This is a genomic window from Kribbella sp. NPDC051137, assembly GCF_040682535.1.
GTDB classification, from domain to species: domain Bacteria; phylum Actinomycetota; class Actinomycetes; order Propionibacteriales; family Kribbellaceae; genus Kribbella; species Kribbella karoonensis.
In genome coordinates, this window is sequence record NZ_JBFBBI010000002.1 from 763,366 (window position 1) to 783,855 (window position 20,490).

Sequence of the window (20,490 nt, forward strand, 5' to 3'; positions counted from 1 at the left end):
TTTACAGTAGCGGCATGAGCGTTCAAGAGCGGACACGCGGGCGGCGGGACGCGATCGGCGTCGGGGTCGCGCTGCTGAACCGGCTGGCGCAGTGGCGGGCGATCGACCGGCTCGGGCTCCGGAAGCCGGCCGAGCGGGCGGTGTTCGAGGCCACCAAGACCGGATTCCGGACGGCCGGCGCGCTGTCCCGCCGGTTCACCGCGGCGTCCAGGCTGGCCTCCCCGTCGCGGCTGCCAGCGGCCCGTGGGACCGGGCGGTTCGACCTGACACCGACCGAGGACCAGCAGATGATGGTCGAGGTCGTCCGCGAGTTCGCCGCCGACGTACTGCGGCCCGCTGCCGCCGCGGCCGATACCGCCTGTACGACGGAAGCGAAGATCCTGGACTCGTCGGCCGAGCTCGGGCTGAGCCTGATCGAGGTGCCGGAGGAGCTCGGCGGCATCGTCGCCGAGCGCTCCACGATGACCGGCGTACTCGTCGCCGAGGCGCTCGCGCACGGTGACATGGGCCAGGCCGTCGCCTGCCTGGCACCGTCCGCGGTCAGTACGGCGATCTCGCTGTGGGGCGACGAGACGCAGCAGGCGACGTACCTGCCGTCCTTCACCGGCTCCTCGGTGCCGCCCGCGGCGCTCGCGCTGCTGGAGCCGCGGGCGCTGTTCGACCCGTTCGAGCTAAAGACGCGCTTCACGGGCGGGCTGCTGAACGGCGTGAAGTCGCTGGTACCGCGGGCCGCCGAGGCTGAGTTGTTCGTGATCGGCGCGCAGACCGACGCCGGGCCGCGGCTGTTCGTGGTCGAGCCGGACCACCCGGGCGTGACGATCGAGGCCGAGCCGTCGATGGGACTCCGCGCGGCGTCCCTGTCGCGGGTGATCCTGTCCGACGTGCCCGCGGTGCCGTTGGGGACCCCGGACGACTATCGGGAGTGCGTACGGCTGTCGCGGCTCGGGTGGTGCGCGCTGGCCTTGGGTACGGCACGGGCCGTGCTGGACTACGTGACGCCGTACGTGAACGAGCGTGAGGCTTTCGGTGAGCCGATCAGCCATCGGCAGTCGGTGGCGTTCATGGTGGCGAATATCGGGATCGAGCTCGAGGGCATGAAGCTGGTCACGTACCGAGCCGGATCGCGTGCGTCACAAGGGCTTTCGTTCGACCGGGAGGTGGCGCTGGCGCGGCACCTGTGCGCCGAGAAGGGTATGCAGATCGGGACCGACGGCGTACAGCTGCTCGGTGGGCACGGGTTCGTCAAGGAGCATCCGGTCGAACGCTGGTACCGCGACCTGCGGGCCATCGGCATCATGGAAGGCGCGGTGCTGGTCTGATGATCAACCTCGAGACTCCTCGCAAGTTCAAGGCGTTCGTCAACCAGGCGCACCAGGTCGCGGCCGAGATGCTGCGGCCGAACTCGCGGCGCTACGACCTCGCCGAGCACGAGTACCCGGTCGAGCTGGACATGCTCGCGGCGATGGTCGACGGATTAGGGGCCTCCGGCACCGGTTCCGGCGCGGGTGCGTCCGGGGTACGGCGTACCGCGGCCGCCGAGGACGGCGTCGTGAACGGGTCGAACCTGTCCTCGGTGCTGTCGATCATGGAGATGTGCTGGGGTGACGTCGGGCTGCTGCTGTCGATGCCGCGCCAGGGCCTCGGCAACTCGGCGATCGCGTCGGTCGCGTCCGACGAGCAGCTGAAGCGCTTCGAGGGCGTCTGGGCCGCGATGGCGATCACCGAACCCGGCTGCGGCTCCGACTCGGCCAACATCCGGACGACGGCCCGGCTTGACGGCGATGAATACGTACTCAACGGCGAGAAGATCTTCGTCACCGCCGGCGGCCGCTGCGACGCGGTCGTCGTCTGGGCCACCCTCGACCAGTCCCTCGGCCGGGCCGCGATCAAGTCGTTCGTGGTTATGAAGGACACCCCGGGCATGACGGTCGAGCGCCTCGAACACAAGCTCGGCATCCGCGCTTCCGACACCGCCACCATCCGCTTCGACAACTGCCGCGTCCCCGCCGCGAACCTGCTCGGCACCGCCGACATCGACAAGGGCTTCGCCGGTGTCATGCAGACCTTCGACAACACCCGCCCCCTGGTCGCCGCGATGGCCGTAGGCTGCGCCCGCGCCGCCCTCGAACTGACCCGCGACCTGCTGGCCGAAGCTGGCGTACACGTCGACTACGACCGCCCCGCCGCACTCCAGTCCCACGCAGCCGCGACCTACCTAGCCATGGAAGCCGACTGGGAAGCCGCCTACCTCCTCACCCTCCAGGCCGCCTGGATGGCCGACAACGCCCAGCCCAACTCCCTGCAGGCCTCCATGGCCAAAGCCAAAGCCGGCCGCACCGCGAACGACATAACCCTCCGCTGCGTAGCCCTCACCAACACCCTCGGCTACTCCGAACACCACCTCCTCGAAAAGTGGTCCCGAGACAGCAAAATCCTCGACATCTTCGAAGGCACCCAGCAAATCCAGCAGTTGATCGTCGCGCGCCGCCTGCTCGGCAAGACGTCGGCCGAGCTCAAATAGCCTTATTTGCAACGCATCTAGCCTGCTCTGCGTCGCCGCTCAGAACAGGCTCGGACCATCGTCGGCGACCCCGTACGTCGTGGCAGAATCCGGCCTGCTCCGTCTCTGCTCCGTCGCCCACGGAGCAACCCGCGCCAGCCGGCGATCCACGGCCTGCCGCGCTCGGTCGTACGAGGACGGGAGCAGATGCATGTACATCTGCAGCGTGAAACCTGGATCCGCGTGGCCAAGGTACTCCGACGGTCCGGCATCGCTCCGGAATTCGATGCTGACATCGTCTTCTTCGAACCGGCGGTCACACGCACCCTGCGAACGCCGACATGCTGTCCAAGGCTGGTTGGACACCTTACGACGGACGGTCGGCTCACGGACGGATCGCCCGTACGATGCTTCGAGGTGAGGTCGTCAGCGATGGCGGAACGGTTGCTGACAGCCGCTCTGGTCAGTTCATAGCCGGTCCAGGAGGCCAATGCAGGTGAAGATGCCGCGCTGCGGCGTGACTCCCATGCGGACTTGACGAACCGTACTTGCGCTGCGGCGCAAGTACGGCGTTACCTGGAGTGACTGACGGCGCTGCACCGGGTGTGCGCCTAGGCCCTCGTCGAGTGCCACGAGCACGCCTTCAGGGTGCTGGGCGGGATTGGCGTTCGGCGTCTGCCTGACACCCTGCCCACGGGAACTACTGCCCTTGGCTGAACGCCTGGGCGAGGAATCGTGCGGCTTCGGCGACAGCCTGGGCGCCGCCTTGGAGGATCCCGTGCATCGCGAAGAACCCGTGCACCATGCCGTCGTACCGGATGCGTTCGGTCGGTACTCCGGCGTCGGACAGTTTGTCGGCGTAGTGCTCGCCCTCGTCCCGTAGTGGGTCGAACTCGGCGGTGATCACCAGAGCTGGCGGCAATCCGGTGAAGTCGCCGGCCAGGAGTGGAGACGCGAGTGGATTCAGGCCATCGGCCGGGTCGGCCAGGTAGTGCTGCCAGTACCAGTCGACGGAGGTCTTGTTGAACAGGTACGGGTCGTCGCCCGCTCGCATCGAAGGCGTATCTGAGCCGTACAACGTGTTCGGGTACACCAACAACTGAGCTGCGAGTGCCGGTGCCTCGTCGCGGGCGAGGTGGGTGACAGCCGCCGCCAGGTTGGCACCCGCACTGTCGCCTCCGACTGCGATCCGCTCCTGGTCGGCCATGACCTCCTCGGCATGGTCGGCGATCCACCGCGTCGCGGCGTGACAATCGTGTACTGCAAGAGGGAACTTGTGCTCAGGCGCGAGCCGATAGCCGACCGTGATCACCTGGCACGGCGTCGCGTTGGCGAGCCGTCGAGCGATGCCGTCTGCAGTGTCGATGCTGCCCAGCGTCCAGCCACCACCGAAAAAGTAGATCAACGTCGGGAACGATACGCGGCTGGCCGGTCGGTAGATCCGCACAGGCAGCTCACAACCTGGTCCGGGCACAGTACGGTCGATCACCTCATGTACCGGCTCCGGCCGGCCGGCAGCAGCGCGGATCGACTCCAGATCGGCGATACGTGCTTCCGCCACAGTCTGCGTGTACAACTGTCGCACATCGGCGGACGCGCGCGCGGCACGCATCTTCGCTACCTGCGGATCGAACGACCTCACCGCGTACCGCCTTCCGGCTGGATCACGGCTGTCACGGCAACAGGGATTCCATTGAGAGCCGCAGTACCGGCCAGTTCGTCGAACAGGCCCGGATCGGTGAGGTCGTTCACGCTCACGCCGGGAACCGTTGTCGCCACCCCGAGGCGGACGCCCGGCCGGGTATGCCCGAAGCCGTGCGGAAGGCTGACGACTCCCGGCATGATGTCGGCCGTGGCAACAAGGTCTACCTCGACAGTGCCGACGGACGAGGAGACCCGAACGCGCTGGCCGTCCTTGAGACCACGAGGCGTGAGATCGCCGGGATTCATCAGCAGTTGATGGCGTGCCCGCCCCTTCACGAGCCTCGCGGAGTTGTGCATCCAGGAGTTGTTGTCGTGCAGGTGCCGCCGGCCGACGAGCAGCAGATCCTGACCCGCGCGACGATCGATGAGCTGTGACCGGACCTGTGGAAGTTCGTCAAGGATCAGGTCGGGTGCCAGATCGATGCGCCTGGCTCGGGTCCGCAGGCGTTTCGGGAGTGCAGGCTCCAGTGCGCCCAGGTCCACGCCGCCCGGCTGCTTGCTGAGTTGCCGGAGACTCAGTCGGTACGGACCGATCCGCAGGCCCAGGTCGACGATGCGCCGAGGCGTCAGCCGCAACGCGCCGAGTGTCATCATGATCCGCAAGGAAGTCCGACGCTTTGCCCTCCGCGCGTAGACCCGGCCGAGGTCGCGGAAGATCTCCCAGTCGTGACGGGCGTGGGCGGGCTTCGGTAGCACCGGCTCGTTCCAGCGGGTTGTGTTCCGGACCGCGAGTTGGTGGAAGAGAAGGTCGTAGTGGGCCCGTTCGAACAGCGGCGTCGGGGGCAGGATGACGTCGGCGTGGCGGGTCGTCTCGTTGATGTACGGGTCGATCGCGACCATGAAGTCGAGCGTGCGCAGCGCGTCGTCGAGGCGATTGCCGTTGGGTGTGGACAGGACCGGGTTCCCGGCGATCGTCATCAGTGCGTGGATCCGGCCCTTGCCCGGCGTCAGGATCTCGTCGGCGATCGTTGCCGAGGGCAGCTCACCGCCGAACTCGGGCAGTCCGCGCACCCGGCTGCGGTACCTGCCCAGGTGACCCGGCCCGGCGCCCCGCAGGGTGTCGACGGCGGGTCTGGGAATCATCGTTCCACCGGGTCGATCCAGATTCCCGGTCAGCGCGTTGAGTACCTGGATGGCCCACTGGCACACCGCACCGAAGCGCTGCGTCGAGACGCCGATCCGCCCGTAGCAGGCGGCGCTCCCGGCGGCGGCGAAGTCTTTCGCCACCTGACGGATCACCTCGGCATCGACCCCGGTCGCGGCTGCGGCTCGTTCCGGACTCCACTCCTGTACGGCGTTCCGGACGGCGTCCAGTCCGTCGATGTAGCCGGCAGCCGTGACGTTGTCATCGGCAAACACCTGATGGATCAGGGCGAGCAGGAAGGCTGCATCGGTCCCGGGACGGATGAAGTAGTGCTCGTCGGCGACGGCGGCTGTCTCGGTCCGGCGGGGATCGATCACGACGACGCGGCCGCCACGGGCCCGAATCGAGCGCAGCCGGCGGCCGATACCGGGTGCGGTCATGATGCTGCCGTTGGACGCCAGCGGGTTGGCGCCGAGGATCAGCAGGTACGACGTCCTGTCGACGTCCGGCACCGGGATCATGTACTGGTGTCCGTAGAGCAGGCGCGCCGCCAGCATGTGGGGCAACTGGTCGAGTGAGGTGGCGCTGAATCTGTTGCGCGTCGACAGCATGCCGACGAACGCGGGCATGTGTGTCAGCGCACCGAGGCTGTGCACGTTCGGATTCCCTTGGTAGACGCCGACCGCGTCCTTCCCGTGTTCGCGCTGAACCTCGGCCAGTCGGGTCCCCACCAGGTCGATCGCATCCGGCCAGCTCATCTCCACCCAGCCGTCCGCGGTTCGGCGTACCGGTCGCTGCAGGCGATCCGGGTCCTCCTGCAGGTCGCGGAGCGCAACGGCCTTGGGGCAGATGTGCCCCTTCGACAGGGGGTCGGACTTGTCTCCGCGAATCTCGGTCACGCGGCCGTCCTCGACGGTCACGAGCAGACCGCACATCGCTTCGCACAGATTGCAGGACGTCCGATTGACAGTCACCAGGCCTCCGTGGATCTCAGTACGAGCCGTCGATCAGGAACCTACGTCGTTCGCGATGCCGCACACATCCGTCAGTTGACCGGATTCTCCGACGACGGCCCGTCGGTACTGGTCGGTTGACAGATTCGGTTGCCGCAGGCCCCGATCTACGGTCTGTCCCGACAGTTCAGAGATGAGGAGAACAATGGTTGACCTCCCGAGCGGTCCACTCGCCGAAGTAGATCCGATCTTCGAGCAGATGGCCTTGGAGACCGGATCGCGTACCTTCGGGCTGGCCGGCACCTCCGTGCGTGAGAAGTTCCTGCAGCTCTTCGCCCACGACATCTGCAATCCCAACCTGGGCATGGCGTTCCGCATGCACCTCATGGCCGCTACGGAGGTGCACGGCGTACCGTACGGCGACATCTTGGCAGTGATCCGGTTCGTGGCTCCGTACTCCGGCTACCCGGCCGCGGCCGACGCGCTCGGCAGACTCGCCGATCTCGCCGGCAGCGTCGGGCTCGAGGCCGAATTCCCGGCTGATGCCGAGCTGGATTCGATCGACGGCGGCCGGCCGGGACAACCGGACCGGACGCCGGCCTGCTCCGATGCCTGGATGACCGGCTTCCTGGCCTCGCGAGTCGGCAGATCCTGGTCGGAGGAGCGACTCTCGATCCGCGAGCGGGCATTCGTCGCGATGACCGCCGACGTGTGTTTCCAGACGCTCGGGAACACGTTCCGGCGCCATGTGCGGATCGCGCAGCAGAGCGGCGTACCGGACGACGACATTCGTGACGCTGTCCGGTTCACGGCCGAACTCGGCATCGTCAAGACCGTCAACGCACTGGAAGAACTCGAGAAGATCCTCGGTGAGGAGCACTGAAATGTACGCCGTCATCTACCGCTACGAGACCAACGAACAGGCCGTCGCGTCGATCATGCAGTCGGTGAGCACGGACTTCGCCGACCGGGTTCCCGCGCAGATCGGCAGCCTGCTGTACACGGCGATCGACACCGGCGACGGCACCGCGACGACGATCGTGCTGTATCCCGACGAGGACGCGGCCAGGCGCGGAATGAAGGTCAGTGCTGAGGTGCGGGATGCGCTGGATGCGACGCACGGCGTCACCGAGACGGAACGCATCCATGGCGAGGTCCTGGTGCATCGGGCAACCGATGAGGTCACGAAGCGGATCGATCCGTAGCCGTTCGAACGCACCAGGGAGCGAGCATGTCGGCGATCGCGGAGCTGCCGAAGCTGTCCAAACGGGCAGCGACGTAGCCGTCAGGGCGGACCGCGATCGCCGTACCGTGGCGAGTGCGGAGCTTGCGTACGAACTGACCGCGAACGTCGATGAGCACGGGTCCGCCGACCATTTTCGGATCGGTGGTGCCCTCGTCGATGACGAGGTACGGGCGCACTGCGTCACCGTAGATCGCCGGCATCTCGGCGAAGAGTGCCCGAATACGTGCGCGGTCTCCGCCGAGCCGATCCGCCGTGGCGAACAGCAGGAGAAGGTACCCCGGCTCCCGCAGAAGCTCGTACAGTCGGACCTCGGGACGACCGGCCGCCCACAGGTCCACGTCGGGAATCCGGTCGCCGACGTCGACGGCCGGCCGGAATCCTCGCGGGGCGCGGCGAGGCGGCCGGTAGGACAACGCGATGCCGGAGATCGCACCTGCCAACTGGCGCTGGATCGCTTTCCTGGGAGTCAGCAAGCGCATCGCGACATCGCGTGCCGCCTTGGCGACGGGAGCGCGGAGGGTGAACACCCGGAACATCCGGTCGGTTGCGCGGCGGACCCGGCTGTGAACGGCATGTCGCTCCTCGTCGTAGGTGTCGAGCAACTCGGCCGTGGCCGCACCCCGCAGAGTCATCGCCAGCTTCCAGCCCAGATTCGCCGCGTCCTGCAGTCCCATGTTCATTCCCTGCCCGGCCGCGGGACTGTGCGCGTGGGTCGCGTCGCCGGCGAGGAACACCCTGCCGACGCGGAGAGTGCGCACCTGCCGGCTCGGAGCGATGTACCGGGTCAGCCAGGTCGGATCGCTCAAGGTGACGCCGAGTGTCGTGATCGCGTTCACCGACTCCTGCAGTTCGGCCAGAGTCAGCGCTTCACCACGGGTCCGGTCCTGCTGGGCGAAGTCGACAGCGAAGACCCGGACGTAGTCACCCAGGAAGGGCAGGATCGAGACAAAGCCCCTGGACGACGTGAAGTTCGTGATCCGCGAGCGAACGAGCTCGGTGTCGACCCGCACGTCGCCGATCAGCACCAGACTGTCCGACTGACCGCCCTCGAACGGCAGGTCGACGAGACCGCGCACCGTGCTGTGCGAGCCGTCGCAGCCGAGCAGATAGCGAGCATTGATCCGGGTCTCCTGCCCGTTGGCCGTACGGACGGTCGCTACAACGCCCTCGTCGTTCTGCGCCACCGCGACCACTTCTGTCCCCGTCTCGATCCGGACACCGAGTGACTCGAGACGTCGCGCGAGAATCGCCTCTGTCTCCCGCTGCGGCAGCACCAGCATGTAGGGAAAGCGCGTATCCAGACCTCTGAAGTTGACCGGGGCTGGTTTCCCTGAACGACTGAGACCGACGTCGATGCCCGGCGCGGGATAGCCACGGTCGATGAACTCACCGGCGAGTCCGGCTAGATCCATGATCTCCAGTGTGCGAGCGTGGACGACGAGTGCTTTGGACAACGCGGAACGCTCGACATCCCGCTCCAGCAGCCGGACGCTGACGCCGCGCCGGGCGAGTTCTCCGGCAGCCATGAGCCCGACCGGGCCGGCGCCGACCACGAGCACCTCGGCGGATTCCTCGATCATGGTCACAGGTCCTTCTCGGTGAGGTACTGCTTCCAGGTGATCCGACCGGTCCGATCGCTGGTGGTGGCGCCGCCGTTGCGGAAGCCTTTGCCCAGCTTTCCGGGGATCCGTACGTGCAGGATCGGCTTCCGTACGTCGCGGAGGTCCTGCCACTGCCGGATCACCTGATCGAAGGTAAGCACCTCGGGTCCGCCACATTGTTCGACGTCGAGGCTGGGGCCTTCGACAAGCTGCCGGGTGAGGCGTTTCGCGACGTCCCGCACGTCGATCGGCTGCCCAACGACTCCCCGATCGCTGACCGCGAACGGCAGCCGGGACATCGTGGTAAGCGCTTGGTCGACGAAGTCGTGGAACTGGGTGGAGCGGAGGATCGACCACGGCACCGGCGATTCCCTGATGATCGCCTCGGCCTGCATCTTGGTGCCGAAATATCCCCACGGGACGAGATCGGCGCCGACGATCGAGGTGTAGACGACATGCTTCACGCCGGCGGTCGCCGCGGCTGCCAGCAGCCTCCGAGTGCCGGCGACTTCGACCTCGTCGGTATAACCGCGCTGGTACGGGGCCGATGCAAGATGAACGATGGCGTGCGTACCTCGAACGGCATCATCCAGTCCGCTGCCGTCGGTGAGATCCGCGAGTGCTGATTCCACCCCCGGCCGTCGACGGGAGCGCCGGCTCATCGCCACGACGGCGTGCCGGTTGGCCAGCAGGTCCGAAACGACCGCCCTGCCGAGCATTCCGGTCGCACCGGTCACCAGGACTCGCATCAGTACCGTCCTTTCCGAATCGGCGCCGTACGGCGCCGAGGAACTGAAGTCACGGGTTGAGCAACAGTTCGGCGAGTTGGTCCGGCGCCAGGGTCATCACGTCGTGGCCGGACGCGATCTCCGTCGTCGGCCATCCGAAGGCCTGCGCGAATTCGGCGAACGGCATCGGGCCGTGTGGAGTGCACAAGATGGCGCGGCAGGGGATGTCCTCGACGGCTCCGCTCAGGCTGGTCCGTTGAGAAAAGGTCAGTCTGGGCTGCGGCCTGAGCCGGTCCTCGAGCCACGCTGCCTGCTGCGGGTCGACGACGCCGACCGAGCTCGCTGGTGGAACGGCGATCAGACCGCCGGACGTCGCCGAATCGATCCATGCCTTGAAGAAGGCGGGTGCCAGAGAATCCAGCGACTGACCGTCGATACCGGCCCAGGCGTCGATCAGGACGAGCTCCTGTACATAGTCAGGGAGACTGTCCGCGGCTTCTCGGACCACCAGACCGCCGTAGCTGTGACCGACGAGGACGACGTCCTCGAGGTCGTACTCGACGAGAACCTTCAGGACGTCCTCTGCGTGGGTCCGCAGATCGATCGCCTCGGCACCGGGCTCCGGTTGCTCGCCGAGGCCAGACAACGTCGGGGTGAAGACGTCATGCCCGGTATCGCGCAGCCGCTGTGCGACCCGTGTCCAGCACCAGCCGCCGTACCAGGCCCCGTGGACCAGGACAAAGCTGCTCATTGTTTCTCCTCGTGGTCGGTGGTGAGCACGATCTTTCCGCTGGTTCTCGCGGTAGCCATCAGGTCGTGCGCCTCGAGCGCGGCGGCCAGTGGGAGTTCGCGGTCGACGTGAACGCGCAGCTCACCCGCTTGGATCAATTCGGTCAGGTTCTCGAGTCCGGCGGAGTCCGGTTCGACCAGGAACGCCGTGGCGCGGACCCCGAGTTCGGACGCCTGCCGATCCATGCCGGGAGTCCAGGCGCCCTGGCTGTTGACCATCACGCCGCCCGGCCGCAGGCACGTCATCGTTCGCAACGCCTCTTCGCCGCCGAACATCTGGATCACAACGTCGACGTCCTTGACCACTTCTGACACGTCACTCGTCCTGTAGTCGATCGCCTCGTCCACGCCCAGGTCGTAGAGGAACCGGTGCTTGGTAGCGCGGGCAGTGCCGATCACGTGGGCGCCGTGGGCCTTGGCGATCTGCACCGCGAGATGACCGACGCCGCCTGCCGCCGCGGTCACGAGGACGCGCTGAGCGGCCCGGACCTGGCCGACATCAACGAGCATCTGCCAGGCCGTGAGCCCGGCCAGCGGCAGCGCGGCCGCCTCCGCGAAGCTGAGGTTCGCGGGCATTAGGGCGAAATGTCGCGACGGCGCCGTGACGTATTCGGCGTACGCGCCGGCCTGTCGGGGGAACCAGGGCATACCGAAGACCCGGTCGCCGGGCCGGAACATCGTGACGCCGTACCCGATCTCCTCCACGACGCCTGCCACGTCCCAGCCGTTGACAAAGGGAAGCGACAGGACCCGGTTGTAGGCCACGCCGAGGCGGGTGTAGTGGTCGACCGGGTTCACGCCGGCGGCCCGGACCTTCACGAGGAGCTCGGTCGGGGCAGGCACGGGCCGATCCATCTCGATCAGACCGCAGTTGTCCGGGTCGTCGCCCCACTGGCGTTGCTGGAATGCTCGCATCTTCATGATCTGTTGCTCTTTCCGCTGGGTCGGGTTGCAGCCTAGGGAGCCGAATACGGGGGTCGGATCCGTCAGATGACCTGGACCGAGACACGCCCGGGAAGAATCGGCAAGCCAGGTCGGATGACAGATGCCGCGACCCCAGCGCGTAGCTAGGCTCGGGGACTTCCCGCGCCGGTGAAGGGAGTCCGGGTGTCAGCTCCTCAGACCCCACCTAGTCCATTGGTCGCATCAGACGGCCGCGGCCTGGCGTAGCGTTCAGCTCATGCTGTACGGCAGACAAGCGGAGCAGGCTGCGATCGCGAGCCTGATCATGCAGACACGGGCGGGACACGGCGGTTCGATGATCCTGTCCGGAGACCCGGGGGTGGGCAAGTCTGCGCTGCTCGACGTCGCTACCGAGGGCGCACACGGTCTTACAGTGCTCCGCACCAGCGGTCTGCAGAGTGAGGCGGAGTTGCCGTTTGCCGCCCTCCACCAGTTGCTCCGTCCGTTGCTGTGCCGCGTCAGCGATCTGCCCAGCGCACAGTCGGCTGCCCTTCGCGGTGCGTTCGGCCTGATGCCGTTGCGGCCGACAGAACGTCTGCAGGTCGCGCTCGCCGCGCTGAGCCTGCTCTCCGAGTCTGCGAGCGAGCAGCCGGTGGTGTGCCTTGTCGATGACATCCAATGGCTCGACCGGCCATCTGCCGACGTCTTGTCGCTGGTAGCCAATCGAATCCGCGACGAGTCCGTGATGTTGCTCGCGGCAACACGTGCGTCCGATCTGGTATCGCTGCCTGGGGCGGTGGAGATCCGGGTACACGGGCTTGACGCGCAGTCTGCACATGAACTGCTGGCGGAGCGACACCCCGAGCTGCGACAACAGGTCGCCGAAAGGGTGGTCCGGGAGACCGGAGGCAACCCCCTCGCGCTGGCTGAACTTCCTGGAGCGCTCTCGGAGCGGCAGCAGTCCGGTATCGATCCTTTGGTCGGTCCGTTGCCACTGCCTGAGTGCATCCAGCGGCACTACGCGAAGCAGCTCGCACGGATCGAGGAGCCGACGCAGCAGCTTCTCCTCATGCTCGCGGCGGACGACGCCGGTGACCTTGCCGCCGCTCTGCGCGCCGCGAGGACGGTCGGGGTCGGCATCGAAGCGCTGGACAGAGCCGTAGAAACCGGACTGGTGCGGACGGAGGACACGATCAGCGGCCCTCGGGTGATCTTCCGGCATCCTTTGGTACGGGCGGCAGTGTACCGGTCGGCGTCGTTGGGTGCGCGGCTCACGGCCCATCGAGCCCTTGCTGAGGCACTCGATCCAGAACTCGAGCCGGACCGTCGAGCGTGGCAATTGGCCGCCTCCGCCGTCGGCCCCGACGAGTCCGCCGCTGATGAGCTGGAGCGCAGCGGTCTTCGGGCCCTTCAGCGGGGCGCCCCTTCGTCCGCGGCTCTGGCGCTGGAGAAGTCGGCGCGATTGACCTCCTCGATCGAGAGCCGGGCTCGGCGACTGGTCGCAGCAGCCGAAGCGGCCAACAGAGCCGGTCACCCCGCGCGGGCGGAGGCACTGGCGGACGAGGCCGAGCAAGCAGCCGAAGATGTTGTGACCAGGGCCCGAATTCGGCGTCTGCGGGCACTCGTCGCCTTCGACAGCGGCGAGCAGGCGACCGTGCACCGATTGCTGATGACGAACTGGGAACAGGTCGGGGCAGAGGACCCGGAGTTGGCGGCCGACATGCTGGTCGATGCCGCGAAGAACGCCTGGTTCAGCAATAGCCTGGAAAGGGCTTCACAGGTGTCGCGGGCGCTGTCCACCGTCGTACTCCCACCCCACAGCCCACGTCTGTCGCTGGTTCGCACGGTGCTGAAGCTCACCGATCAACTGGAGATGCTCTCCGGGGCTGGCTCGCTCCGCGGATCGACGGACGGTCGCGCCGAGGACCTGTCCGGCGAGCAAGTGGTGCCGTTGGACCTCGTACTTCGCGCCGTGGTGTCGCTGGCAGTCGCTGACGACGCGGCCGCGATCGACGCGGCCGAAGCTGCTGTTGAGAGCTGCCGCACCAGCGGCCGGCTGGATCTCTTGGTGCTGGCGCTGCAGGTGCTTGCCACTCTCGACGTACTGATCGGGCGACACCAGTTCGGGAGAGCGAACGCGACGGAAGGACTGGAGCTGGCGAATGCTCTGGGCCTGACCAACCGCAGCTGTCACTTCCACGCCCTCCTTGCCTGGCTCGATGCGGTGGCCGGCCGGACCGAGTCCTCTCATGAGCTCGCCGCCTTGGCGTTGGGACATGCCGAGGCTCGGGGGATCGCTCCGACAGTGGCATTCGGCCGGTGGGCGTTGAGTTTGCTGGCCTTGGGCCAGGGCCGGCCCGCCGAGACGTTGGACGAAGCACGGCCCTTCGTTAGCGGTTCTGCGGAGCATCCGTTGGTGACGATCATGCGTACCCCCGACCTGATCGAGGCTGCGGCAAGGCTCGGGCGCACCGACGAGGTCAAGCAGAACCTGGATCAGCTGAGCACCTGGGCGGCATCGAGCGGGCTCGTGCGCGCGAGAGCGCTCGACGCCCGGTGCCGTGCACTGGTGGCTGAGGATCTTGACGAGGCCGACCGGCTCTACGTCGAAGCACTCTCCCTGCACGACGAAGCGGACGGCACCGGCCAGTCGCGGCCCTTCGATCGAGCGCGGACCCAACTGCTGTACGGCGAGTGGCTACGGAGACAACGTCGACGTGTCGAGGCGCGCCGCCCGCTGCGCGCGGCCATGAACACCTTCGAGCAACTGGGCGCCGAACCTTGGACCCGCCGGGCCGAGAGCGAACTCAGAGCAGCCGGCAGCATTCGCAGGAGTGGTGGTGAGCGTCCGCGCACTGAGTTGACTCCGCAGGAACTGCAGGTGGCACGACTGGCCAGGAACGGGGCGAGCAACCGGGAGATCGGTGCGCAGTTGTTCCTGAGCCCGAGGACGGTCGGGTACCACCTGCAGAACATCTTCCGGAAACTCGGCATCCGCTCTCGGATCGAACTCGCGCAGGTGAGCGTCCTTGGCGACGATCGTTCCTGAGGGTCAGCGACGGACCCGAAGTCGCAGGACCGTGGCCGTCAAGAGCACCACCGCCAGCGCGCCGAGCGACCAAGGCCCACTCGCGTCGCCGCCGAGGTCCCGGTCGATGACATGCGAGGCCGCGTGGATGATCGCGGCCACCGATCCGCCGAGGAGCGCGACGAAGACGGCGTCGGGCCACAGAACCGCGCCCAGCAGCGAAGCGCCGATGCCGAGCTGGAACGCTCCAGCGTCATGGAAGAGATGCAGATTGAACGGCGGAAACTCGGCGACCGCTTCGTAGAAGTTGTGTGGCCAGAGCAATGCCCAGGTGCCGAACACCACGAAGAAGACCCCGCCGAGCAAGGTGATCCAGGTGACGACCGCTTGTGTCCCGCGCCCTTCGCCCGACGGTGCGTCAAAGGCCGCCACCGCTCACACCTCCATCGGCGCCGGCGGCAGCGGCGTCCGGCTGCACACGCTCAGCCGGTTGAAGGCGTTGTAGACCGTCACGATCCAGACAACGGCGCAGTACTGCTCGGGTGTCATCGCGACCAGCGCCTGATCATAGACATCGTCCGGGACTTCCTGCGTTTCGGACAGTCTCGTCAGTGCCTCCGCCAGGGCCAGGGCAGCGCGCTCGCGCGTCGTGTAGACATCCGCCTCTCGCCAGACCGCAAGGAGATCGATCCGCCGGTCGGTCTCGCCGAGATGACGCGCCGTTCGGGTGTGCATGTCGACGCAGAACACGCAGCCGTTCAGCATCGACGTCCTGATCTTCACCAGCTCGACCAGCTGATTCTCCACACCCGCCTTTTCGGCAGACCCGTCTGCGGAGCTGTTCAGGGCCAGCAGCAGTTCATAGGCCTCAGGCGACTCCGGAATGACCTGGATTCTCTCTGTCATGGTAGGGACCGTAGGCGTCCTCCTTCTCCGGCGGCATCTGTCCATCGACCGGACCTGCCCGATGTGTATCCCGGTCGTTTGACCGATTCCTCGCCGTGCCGACGTACCTAGTCTCGGGTACCTCGGCACGGCATCGATACGGTGACGGAGGCAACGAAATGATCTCGGATGTGGTGGTTGTGGGCGCCGGTCCGACGGGTCTCACGATGGCCGTCGAGTTGGCCCGGCGCGGTGTGGCAGTCCGGCTGATCGACGCATCGCCGGCGCCGATCTCCGACACCAGGGCGCTCGGGGTCCAGCCCCGGACGCTGGAGTTGTTCGAGCGACTGGGGCTTGCATCGGACGCCGTCGCCCAGGGAGTGCCGGTCACGGAGTTCCGGCTGTTCAGCGAGGGCAAGCAGTTCTTGAGCTTGAGCCTGCGCGACCTGGAGACGCCTCATCCGTACCTGCTCATGCTGCCTCAACCGCAGGTGGAGGCCCTGCTCCGCGGGCGTCTCGAGGAACTCGGCGTCGAGGTGCAGCACGGTGTCGAACTGGCACGGTTGGAACAGACGCCTCAAGACGTCGCCGTCACGCTTGCCCACAGCAACGGGAACACGGAGCAGGTCAGCGCTCGATGGGTCGTCGGCTGCGACGGTGCGCACAGCACAGTACGCAAGCAGCTCGGCGTGGGGTTCGTCGGTGAGGCGTTCGAGGAGAACTTCGCCGTGGCGGATCTGCGGATGGACTGGCAGCTGCCCCACGACGTCTTCCATTCCTACCTGGACCGGGGCCAGTTCGTTGCGTACTTCCCGATGCCGGGGGGACTGCACCGAATCACCATCGCCTATCCGGCCGGAAAGGCACCCGAAGGTGAAGTGACGCTCGACGAGCTGCAGGCGGCCGTCGACGTCTGCGCACCAGCCGGTGCGAAGGTGGGCGAGGTCAAGGAGGCTCGGCGGTTTCGGATCCAGCAACGCAAGGTCGCGCGACACTCCGTGGGGCGGGTATTCCTGGCCGGTGACGCCGCGCACATCCATTCCGTCGTCGGCGGACAGGGGATGAACACGGGGATCCAAGATGCCTTCAACCTGGGCTGGAAGATCGCGGCGGTCGTCCACGACCGGGCCCATCCCGAACTGCTCGACAGTTATGCCGTCGAGCGGTCGCCGGTAGCGCAGCGACTGGTCAGAGGAACGCGGCGGGCGACGCGAGTGACGTTGCTGCACAGTCCGCTCGCGACGGCGTTGCGTCGGAACCTGGCACCTCGGATCACATCGCGTCCGGCCATGCAACGCACGCTGGCGCGAGCGCTGACCCAACTGGACGTCTCCTACCGCGATTCGTCGGGTTCCGACGGGGCCCGAAAGATCGCCGTCGGCGACCGGTTCCCGGACATCCGGATGCTGGACCCGTCCAGGCACACGCTGGTCGTACCCGGGCCGGAACCGGCCGGGCTGACCGAGGTGCTCGAGGGACGTTCGGACCTGGTCCACGTCGAGCGGGTGATGAACCAGACCCGGTTGAGCGATGGCCTCGAGACCGGCCTGACCCTGGTGCGTCCCGACAACCACCTCGCGCTCGTCGGTGCCGACCTACGACAACTGTGGATGTATCTCGATGCGAACTGCCGGACGAAGGAGAGTAGATGAAGGCCATCCGAATGCATGGCTTCGGTGATCCGGACGTGCTGAGTCTGGACGACGTCGACGTCCCACGACCTGGCGCGGGGGAGGTCCTGCTCAAGGTCGAAGCCGTCGCGGTCACGTACGGCGACATCATGAAGCGCAGCGGCGCCTTCGGTCAGGAGGTGCAGCTGCCGGCCGGACTCGGGCTCGAGATAGCTGGAACGGTCGCCGAACTGGGGCCCGAGATCGCCGGCCTGTCGGTCGGCTCCCGGGTGCTGGCGTGGGTCGAGAGCGGCTATGCGGAGTACGCCGTCGCGCCCGCAGCGGCAGTCGTGCCGCTGCCGGACGGCGTTGACCTCCGCTCCGCCGCTGTGCTGCCGGTCAAAGGAGTCACGGCGTACCAGACATTGCGGCGCGCCGGTAGACTGCGGCCCGGCGAGTCGGTCCTCGTGCACGCGGCCGCGGGGGGCGTGGGCAGCCTCGCCGTCCAGCTCGCGCGCTTGCTTGGGGCAGAGACTGTGATCGGCACTGCGAGCAGTCCCCTCAAGCTCGACTTTGTTCGCGCGCTCGGCGCGATTGCGATCGACTACACCGTCGGCGACTGGCCGGAACAGGTGCTGAAGGCAACTGGCGGGCGGGGCGTGGATCTCGTCCTGGACTCGGTAGGCGGCGGCATCGCCCGGCGGAGCTTCCACTGCCTGGCCCCCTTCGGCCGGTTGGTGACCTTCGGCGCCGCCGGCGGTACTCCGGTCGCGGTGGACGCCGTGTCCTTGATGCTCCAGAACCAATCCGTCACGGGGTACTCCTTGAACGTACCGTCGCGGCCCGCGAACACCGATATCAGGGACCTGCTGGATCACCTCGGCGCGGGACGGCTCGAGGCCACCATCGACCTCACCCTCCCACTCGTGAGCGCGCCCGACGCCCACCGCACGATCAGCCAGCGGCGCACCCTCGGATCAGTACTCCTGCTGCCCTGACCGGCACGTGATCCCGCGGTCGGTATGATCACGCAACGCCCCCGATCGTATGCTCTTCAGGATCTCGTCGGCCCACCGCAGCTCACGGACCGCCCGCTTGAGCTGCGCGATCCGCTCCGCCTACGCCGTCGTGGTGCCCGGCCGAGCGCCCTCATCGATCTCAGCCTGCCGGACCCAGCCCCGCAGGGTGTCCCGGTGCATCCCCAACTGGTCAGCGATCCGCGGGATCGCACCAGAGCGCGTGGCCGGGTCCTTCCTAGCCTCGACCGCCATGCTGGTCGCACACTCAAGCAACTCGTCGGGGTACTTCCTCGGTGCTGCCATGACTCTCATCCTCCATGGATTGAGAGCCTCCAGCAGACCCGGGGCGATTCATGTCGTGGTCGCGGAACCTGGCCTGTGACTTGTGCTTGACCGGCTTGCCGTTGTCGTCGGTCTGCGCGACCCAGGTGGCGATCTCGCCCCAGGTCCCGATGGGTAGTGGTGGTCGTGCCATGTCACCCCTCCAACCGGTGAAGTGGTTGGGGGCTCAACGCTGGGCACGGTCTCGAACCGGCGAAGTCGGCAGCGATGCGAACTGATGTGATGTGACGCACAGTTACGGTCAGGTGAAGACCGCGGTAGTCGTCTCGCTGGAGTTCGCGTGCGTCAGCGAGAGACCGAGAATCGGCAAGTGGTGCGTAAGTGGTGCGTGCCGGACACGACGAAGCTTAGGTCGACGCATCGACCTGGGGCGCTGAGGCGGACCTCGAGCCGGGGGCCGGCGTATCTGGAGGCGCTGAGTGGTGTGACTGGCGGACACAGACACGGGCCTTGGCGTAGGCCCGGCGCGACAGCGAGCCGACACGTCGAAGATCTCGGCCGGCAACGGCCGCAGCAACGGCACCTCGCGGGCCGCGGCCGCGCCCACGGTCTCCGCGCGGGCATCGATCCGGCGTGCGTCGTCCGCGGTGTCGGCTGCCGCGAGCGCCTCGTTACGCCGCCGGCGAGTCGGCCTGCGAGACCCGGGCTCGGTGCCGGCGGCGGAACCGGCCGATCTCGCCTTCGACCCCGCCCTTCTCATGCGCGCTGTCCTTGCCAGGAATGCAGTAAACGAGGCGTAGCCGTAGGGGGGGCGCACCGCGACGAACCTGGGGTGCTCGAACCGTTCCCGGCCCCAACGCTACCCGGACCACCGCGGGCCTGAGATTGTCATAGCGGATTATCCCGGTTGGCACCCCGCCGAGCGCCTCGAACGCACGCACATGCCGTCCAGGAACGAACGAACGGCTGCGGCTGTGCGAGGACAGCGGTTCTCTGCGTGACGCCGCAGGACGAGTCCTGGTTAGCTGCTGTTTCTGACTACGAGGGTGTGGGGAATGACGATCTGGCGGGGTGCCTGGGATTCGCCGGCCATCCGGTCGAGGAGAAGGTCGAGAGCGGTGCGCGCGATGGTGGGCTTGTCGGGAGCGATGGTGCTAAGGGTCGGCGTGCTGTAGCGGCCGTCGTCGATGTCGTCCATGCCGATGACGGCGACATCCTCGGGCACCCGGAGGCCGCGTTCGTGGAGGGTGTGGATGGCACCGAGGGCGAGCAGGTCGTTGTAAGCGAAGATCGCGTCGACGTCGACTCCCCGGTCGAGGAGCTCAGCCGTCGCGACCGCGCCGTCGCGCCGGTGGTACTTCTTGGTGTGAACGACGAGTGCGGCGTCGTACGGAATCCGCGCTCTGTCCAGCGCCTGCCGGTAGCCCTCGGTCCGTTGCGGCGCCGTACCGCCGCCGCGTGGGTCCTGGTGGCCGATCGCAGCGATCCGGCGGTGCCCCTGCTGGACGAGATAGCCGATCGCGTCAGCGACCGCCGCGACATTGTCGATGGCAACGTGATCGAGGCCGGCCCCGGTGATCCGCTCGCCGAGCAGCACCAGGGGCGTCGTGTCGCGACGGGTCTCGTACTCGGCACGCTGGATGCCCAGGGGGCTGAAGATGATGCCGTCCACCATGCCTGGGTTCATACCGCTCAGGACGAAGCGTTCCGCCTCGAGGCGACCGTTCGTCTGATCGACGAGGACGGTGTAGCCGCGTTCTCGGGCGTCCTGGACGACGTGGCTGATCAGCTCGGCAAAATACGGCACGTCGATCTCGGGCACAGCGACCGCGATGAGTCCGCCCTGGCGGAGCCGGAGATTGCGCGCGGAGAGGTTGGGCCGGTACCCGAGCTGCTCGATCGCCCACTCGACGCGCTCCCGGGTGGCCGAGCTCACCGGGCGGTTCCCGGACAGCACGTTCGACACCGTCGTCGGTGACACCCGTGCCAGCGCGGCCACGTCACGGATGCCGACGGTGGGGCGCGGCGGTCCCGGACTCAGCATGCACGCATTCTCGCAGCATCGCGCAACCATCTCATCGACAGCCTGTGTAACGTTGTACATGGTGATCTGGAACCCTTGCAAATACCACCAATCTAGGCGGGGTTTGTCACTTCG

At 67.2% G+C, this 20,490-nt stretch carries 17 protein-coding genes; 7 read left to right on the top strand and 10 right to left on the bottom strand.

Going from position 1 to position 20,490, the window contains the following annotated elements; genetic code table 11:
* Positions 1-14: 14 nt before the first annotated feature.
* Positions 15-1,319 carry an acyl-CoA dehydrogenase family protein gene (locus AB0M51_RS11090; protein ID WP_363749002.1) on the top strand — a complete coding sequence of 435 codons (1,305 nt, stop codon included), beginning with the start codon at positions 15-17 and terminating at the stop codon, positions 1,317-1,319.
* Entirely contained in the window at positions 1,319-2,521 is a 1,203-nt protein-coding gene (locus AB0M51_RS11095; RefSeq protein WP_363749004.1) for an acyl-CoA dehydrogenase family protein, read from the top strand. Before AB0M51_RS11090 ends, AB0M51_RS11095 begins: the two co-directional genes overlap by 1 nt.
* A 679-nt stretch (positions 2,522-3,200) precedes the next feature.
* On the opposite strand, the gene AB0M51_RS11100 is transcribed toward AB0M51_RS11095, so the two are convergent.
* Together AB0M51_RS11100 and AB0M51_RS11105 are read right to left on the bottom strand one after the other, a co-directional pair.
* On the bottom strand, positions 3,201-4,112 hold the full coding sequence (locus tag AB0M51_RS11100; RefSeq protein ID WP_363749006.1) for an alpha/beta hydrolase: 912 nt from the start codon (positions 4,110-4,112) through the stop codon (positions 3,201-3,203).
* 26 nt (positions 4,113-4,138) lie between these two features.
* The gene (locus AB0M51_RS11105) at positions 4,139-6,262 is read right to left on the bottom strand and encodes a molybdopterin-dependent oxidoreductase (RefSeq protein WP_363749008.1); all 2,124 of its coding nucleotides are present in this window, start codon (positions 6,260-6,262) and stop codon (positions 4,139-4,141) included.
* A 172-nt stretch (positions 6,263-6,434) separates the two neighbouring features.
* Between AB0M51_RS11105 and AB0M51_RS11110 the strand changes: the two genes are divergently transcribed.
* Positions 6,435-7,124 carry a hypothetical protein gene (locus AB0M51_RS11110; protein WP_363749010.1) on the top strand — a complete coding sequence of 230 codons (690 nt, stop codon included), beginning with the start codon at positions 6,435-6,437 and terminating at the stop codon, positions 7,122-7,124.
* On the top strand, positions 7,111-7,446 hold the full coding sequence (locus tag AB0M51_RS11115; protein WP_363749012.1) for a hypothetical protein: 336 nt from the start codon (positions 7,111-7,113) through the stop codon (positions 7,444-7,446). Before AB0M51_RS11110 ends, AB0M51_RS11115 begins: the two co-directional genes overlap by 14 nt.
* On the opposite strand, the gene AB0M51_RS11120 is transcribed toward AB0M51_RS11115, so the two are convergent.
* From AB0M51_RS11120 to AB0M51_RS11135, 4 genes are read right to left on the bottom strand one after another with little or no spacing between them, the layout of a single operon-like run.
* Entirely contained in the window at positions 7,424-9,067 is a 1,644-nt protein-coding gene (locus tag AB0M51_RS11120; RefSeq protein ID WP_363749014.1) for an FAD-dependent monooxygenase, read from the bottom strand. The two genes, AB0M51_RS11115 and AB0M51_RS11120, sit on opposite strands and share 23 nt — an antisense overlap.
* 2 nt (positions 9,068-9,069) lie before the next feature.
* Entirely contained in the window at positions 9,070-9,837 is a 768-nt protein-coding gene (locus tag AB0M51_RS11125; protein WP_363749016.1) for an NAD(P)H-binding protein, read from the bottom strand.
* A gap of 49 nt (positions 9,838-9,886) precedes the next feature.
* The gene (locus tag AB0M51_RS11130) at positions 9,887-10,567 is read right to left on the bottom strand and encodes an alpha/beta hydrolase family protein (protein WP_363749018.1); all 681 of its coding nucleotides are present in this window, start codon (positions 10,565-10,567) and stop codon (positions 9,887-9,889) included.
* On the bottom strand, positions 10,564-11,526 hold the full coding sequence (locus tag AB0M51_RS11135) for an NADP-dependent oxidoreductase (protein ID WP_363749020.1): 963 nt from the start codon (positions 11,524-11,526) through the stop codon (positions 10,564-10,566). Before AB0M51_RS11135 ends, AB0M51_RS11130 begins: the two co-directional genes overlap by 4 nt.
* Positions 11,527-11,785: 259 nt before the next feature.
* On the opposite strand from AB0M51_RS11135, the gene AB0M51_RS11140 reads away from it, so the two are divergent.
* Complete coding sequence (locus AB0M51_RS11140) at positions 11,786-14,557, top strand: AAA family ATPase (protein WP_363749022.1); 2,772 nt, start codon at positions 11,786-11,788, stop codon at positions 14,555-14,557.
* 3 nt (positions 14,558-14,560) lie between these two features.
* Here the strand turns inward: AB0M51_RS11140 and AB0M51_RS11145 are convergent, their stop codons facing one another.
* Together AB0M51_RS11145 and AB0M51_RS11150 are read right to left on the bottom strand one after the other, a co-directional pair.
* A complete protein-coding gene (locus AB0M51_RS11145; protein ID WP_363749024.1) occupies positions 14,561-14,968 on the bottom strand; it encodes a hypothetical protein in 408 nt (135 codons plus the stop codon).
* Positions 14,969-14,971: 3 nt separating this feature from the next.
* Positions 14,972-15,442 carry a carboxymuconolactone decarboxylase family protein gene (locus tag AB0M51_RS11150; protein ID WP_363749026.1) on the bottom strand — a complete coding sequence of 157 codons (471 nt, stop codon included), beginning with the start codon at positions 15,440-15,442 and terminating at the stop codon, positions 14,972-14,974.
* A 158-nt stretch (positions 15,443-15,600) separates the two neighbouring features.
* Between AB0M51_RS11150 and AB0M51_RS11155 the strand changes: the two genes are divergently transcribed.
* Positions 15,601-17,073 (top strand): FAD-dependent monooxygenase, encoded by a 1,473-nt coding sequence (locus AB0M51_RS11155; protein WP_363749028.1) that lies wholly within the window; start codon positions 15,601-15,603, stop codon positions 17,071-17,073.
* Positions 17,070-18,029: a zinc-binding dehydrogenase gene (locus tag AB0M51_RS11160; RefSeq protein WP_363749030.1), complete on the top strand. Its 960-nt coding sequence runs from the start codon at positions 17,070-17,072 to the stop codon at positions 18,027-18,029. Before AB0M51_RS11155 ends, AB0M51_RS11160 begins: the two co-directional genes overlap by 4 nt.
* A 120-nt stretch (positions 18,030-18,149) precedes the next feature.
* Here AB0M51_RS11160 and AB0M51_RS11165 read toward each other — a convergent pair whose 3' ends face one another.
* Together AB0M51_RS11165 and AB0M51_RS11170 are read right to left on the bottom strand one after the other, a co-directional pair.
* A complete protein-coding gene (locus tag AB0M51_RS11165; RefSeq protein ID WP_363749032.1) occupies positions 18,150-18,353 on the bottom strand; it encodes a hypothetical protein in 204 nt (67 codons plus the stop codon).
* A 1,000-nt stretch (positions 18,354-19,353) separates the two neighbouring features.
* The gene (locus AB0M51_RS11170; protein WP_363749034.1) at positions 19,354-20,376 is read right to left on the bottom strand and encodes a LacI family DNA-binding transcriptional regulator; all 1,023 of its coding nucleotides are present in this window, start codon (positions 20,374-20,376) and stop codon (positions 19,354-19,356) included.
* Positions 20,377-20,490: the final 114 nt, after the last annotated feature.

Bases quoted from the DNA above. Each gene is read 5' to 3' on its own strand.
- AB0M51_RS11090 (WP_363749002.1), top strand. From the start codon at position 15: ATGAGCGTTCAAGAGCGGACACGCGGGCGGCGGGACGCGATCGGCGTC.
- AB0M51_RS11095 (WP_363749004.1), top strand. From the start codon at position 1,319: ATGATCAACCTCGAGACTCCTCGCAAGTTCAAGGCGTTCGTCAACCAG.
- AB0M51_RS11100 (WP_363749006.1), bottom strand. From the start codon at position 4,112: ATGCGTGCCGCGCGCGCGTCCGCCGATGTGCGACAGTTGTACACGCAG.
- AB0M51_RS11110 (WP_363749010.1), top strand. From the start codon at position 6,435: ATGAGGAGAACAATGGTTGACCTCCCGAGCGGTCCACTCGCCGAAGTA.
- AB0M51_RS11120 (WP_363749014.1), bottom strand. From the start codon at position 9,067: ATGATCGAGGAATCCGCCGAGGTGCTCGTGGTCGGCGCCGGCCCGGTC.
- AB0M51_RS11125 (WP_363749016.1), bottom strand. From the start codon at position 9,837: ATGCGAGTCCTGGTGACCGGTGCGACCGGAATGCTCGGCAGGGCGGTC.
- AB0M51_RS11130 (WP_363749018.1), bottom strand. From the start codon at position 10,567: ATGAGCAGCTTTGTCCTGGTCCACGGGGCCTGGTACGGCGGCTGGTGC.
- AB0M51_RS11135 (WP_363749020.1), bottom strand. From the start codon at position 11,526: ATGAAGATGCGAGCATTCCAGCAACGCCAGTGGGGCGACGACCCGGAC.
- AB0M51_RS11140 (WP_363749022.1), top strand. From the start codon at position 11,786: ATGCTGTACGGCAGACAAGCGGAGCAGGCTGCGATCGCGAGCCTGATC.
- AB0M51_RS11150 (WP_363749026.1), bottom strand. From the start codon at position 15,442: ATGACAGAGAGAATCCAGGTCATTCCGGAGTCGCCTGAGGCCTATGAA.
- AB0M51_RS11155 (WP_363749028.1), top strand. From the start codon at position 15,601: ATGATCTCGGATGTGGTGGTTGTGGGCGCCGGTCCGACGGGTCTCACG.
- AB0M51_RS11160 (WP_363749030.1), top strand. From the start codon at position 17,070: ATGAAGGCCATCCGAATGCATGGCTTCGGTGATCCGGACGTGCTGAGT.
- AB0M51_RS11165 (WP_363749032.1), bottom strand. From the start codon at position 18,353: ATGGCAGCACCGAGGAAGTACCCCGACGAGTTGCTTGAGTGTGCGACC.
- AB0M51_RS11170 (WP_363749034.1), bottom strand. From the start codon at position 20,376: ATGCTGAGTCCGGGACCGCCGCGCCCCACCGTCGGCATCCGTGACGTG.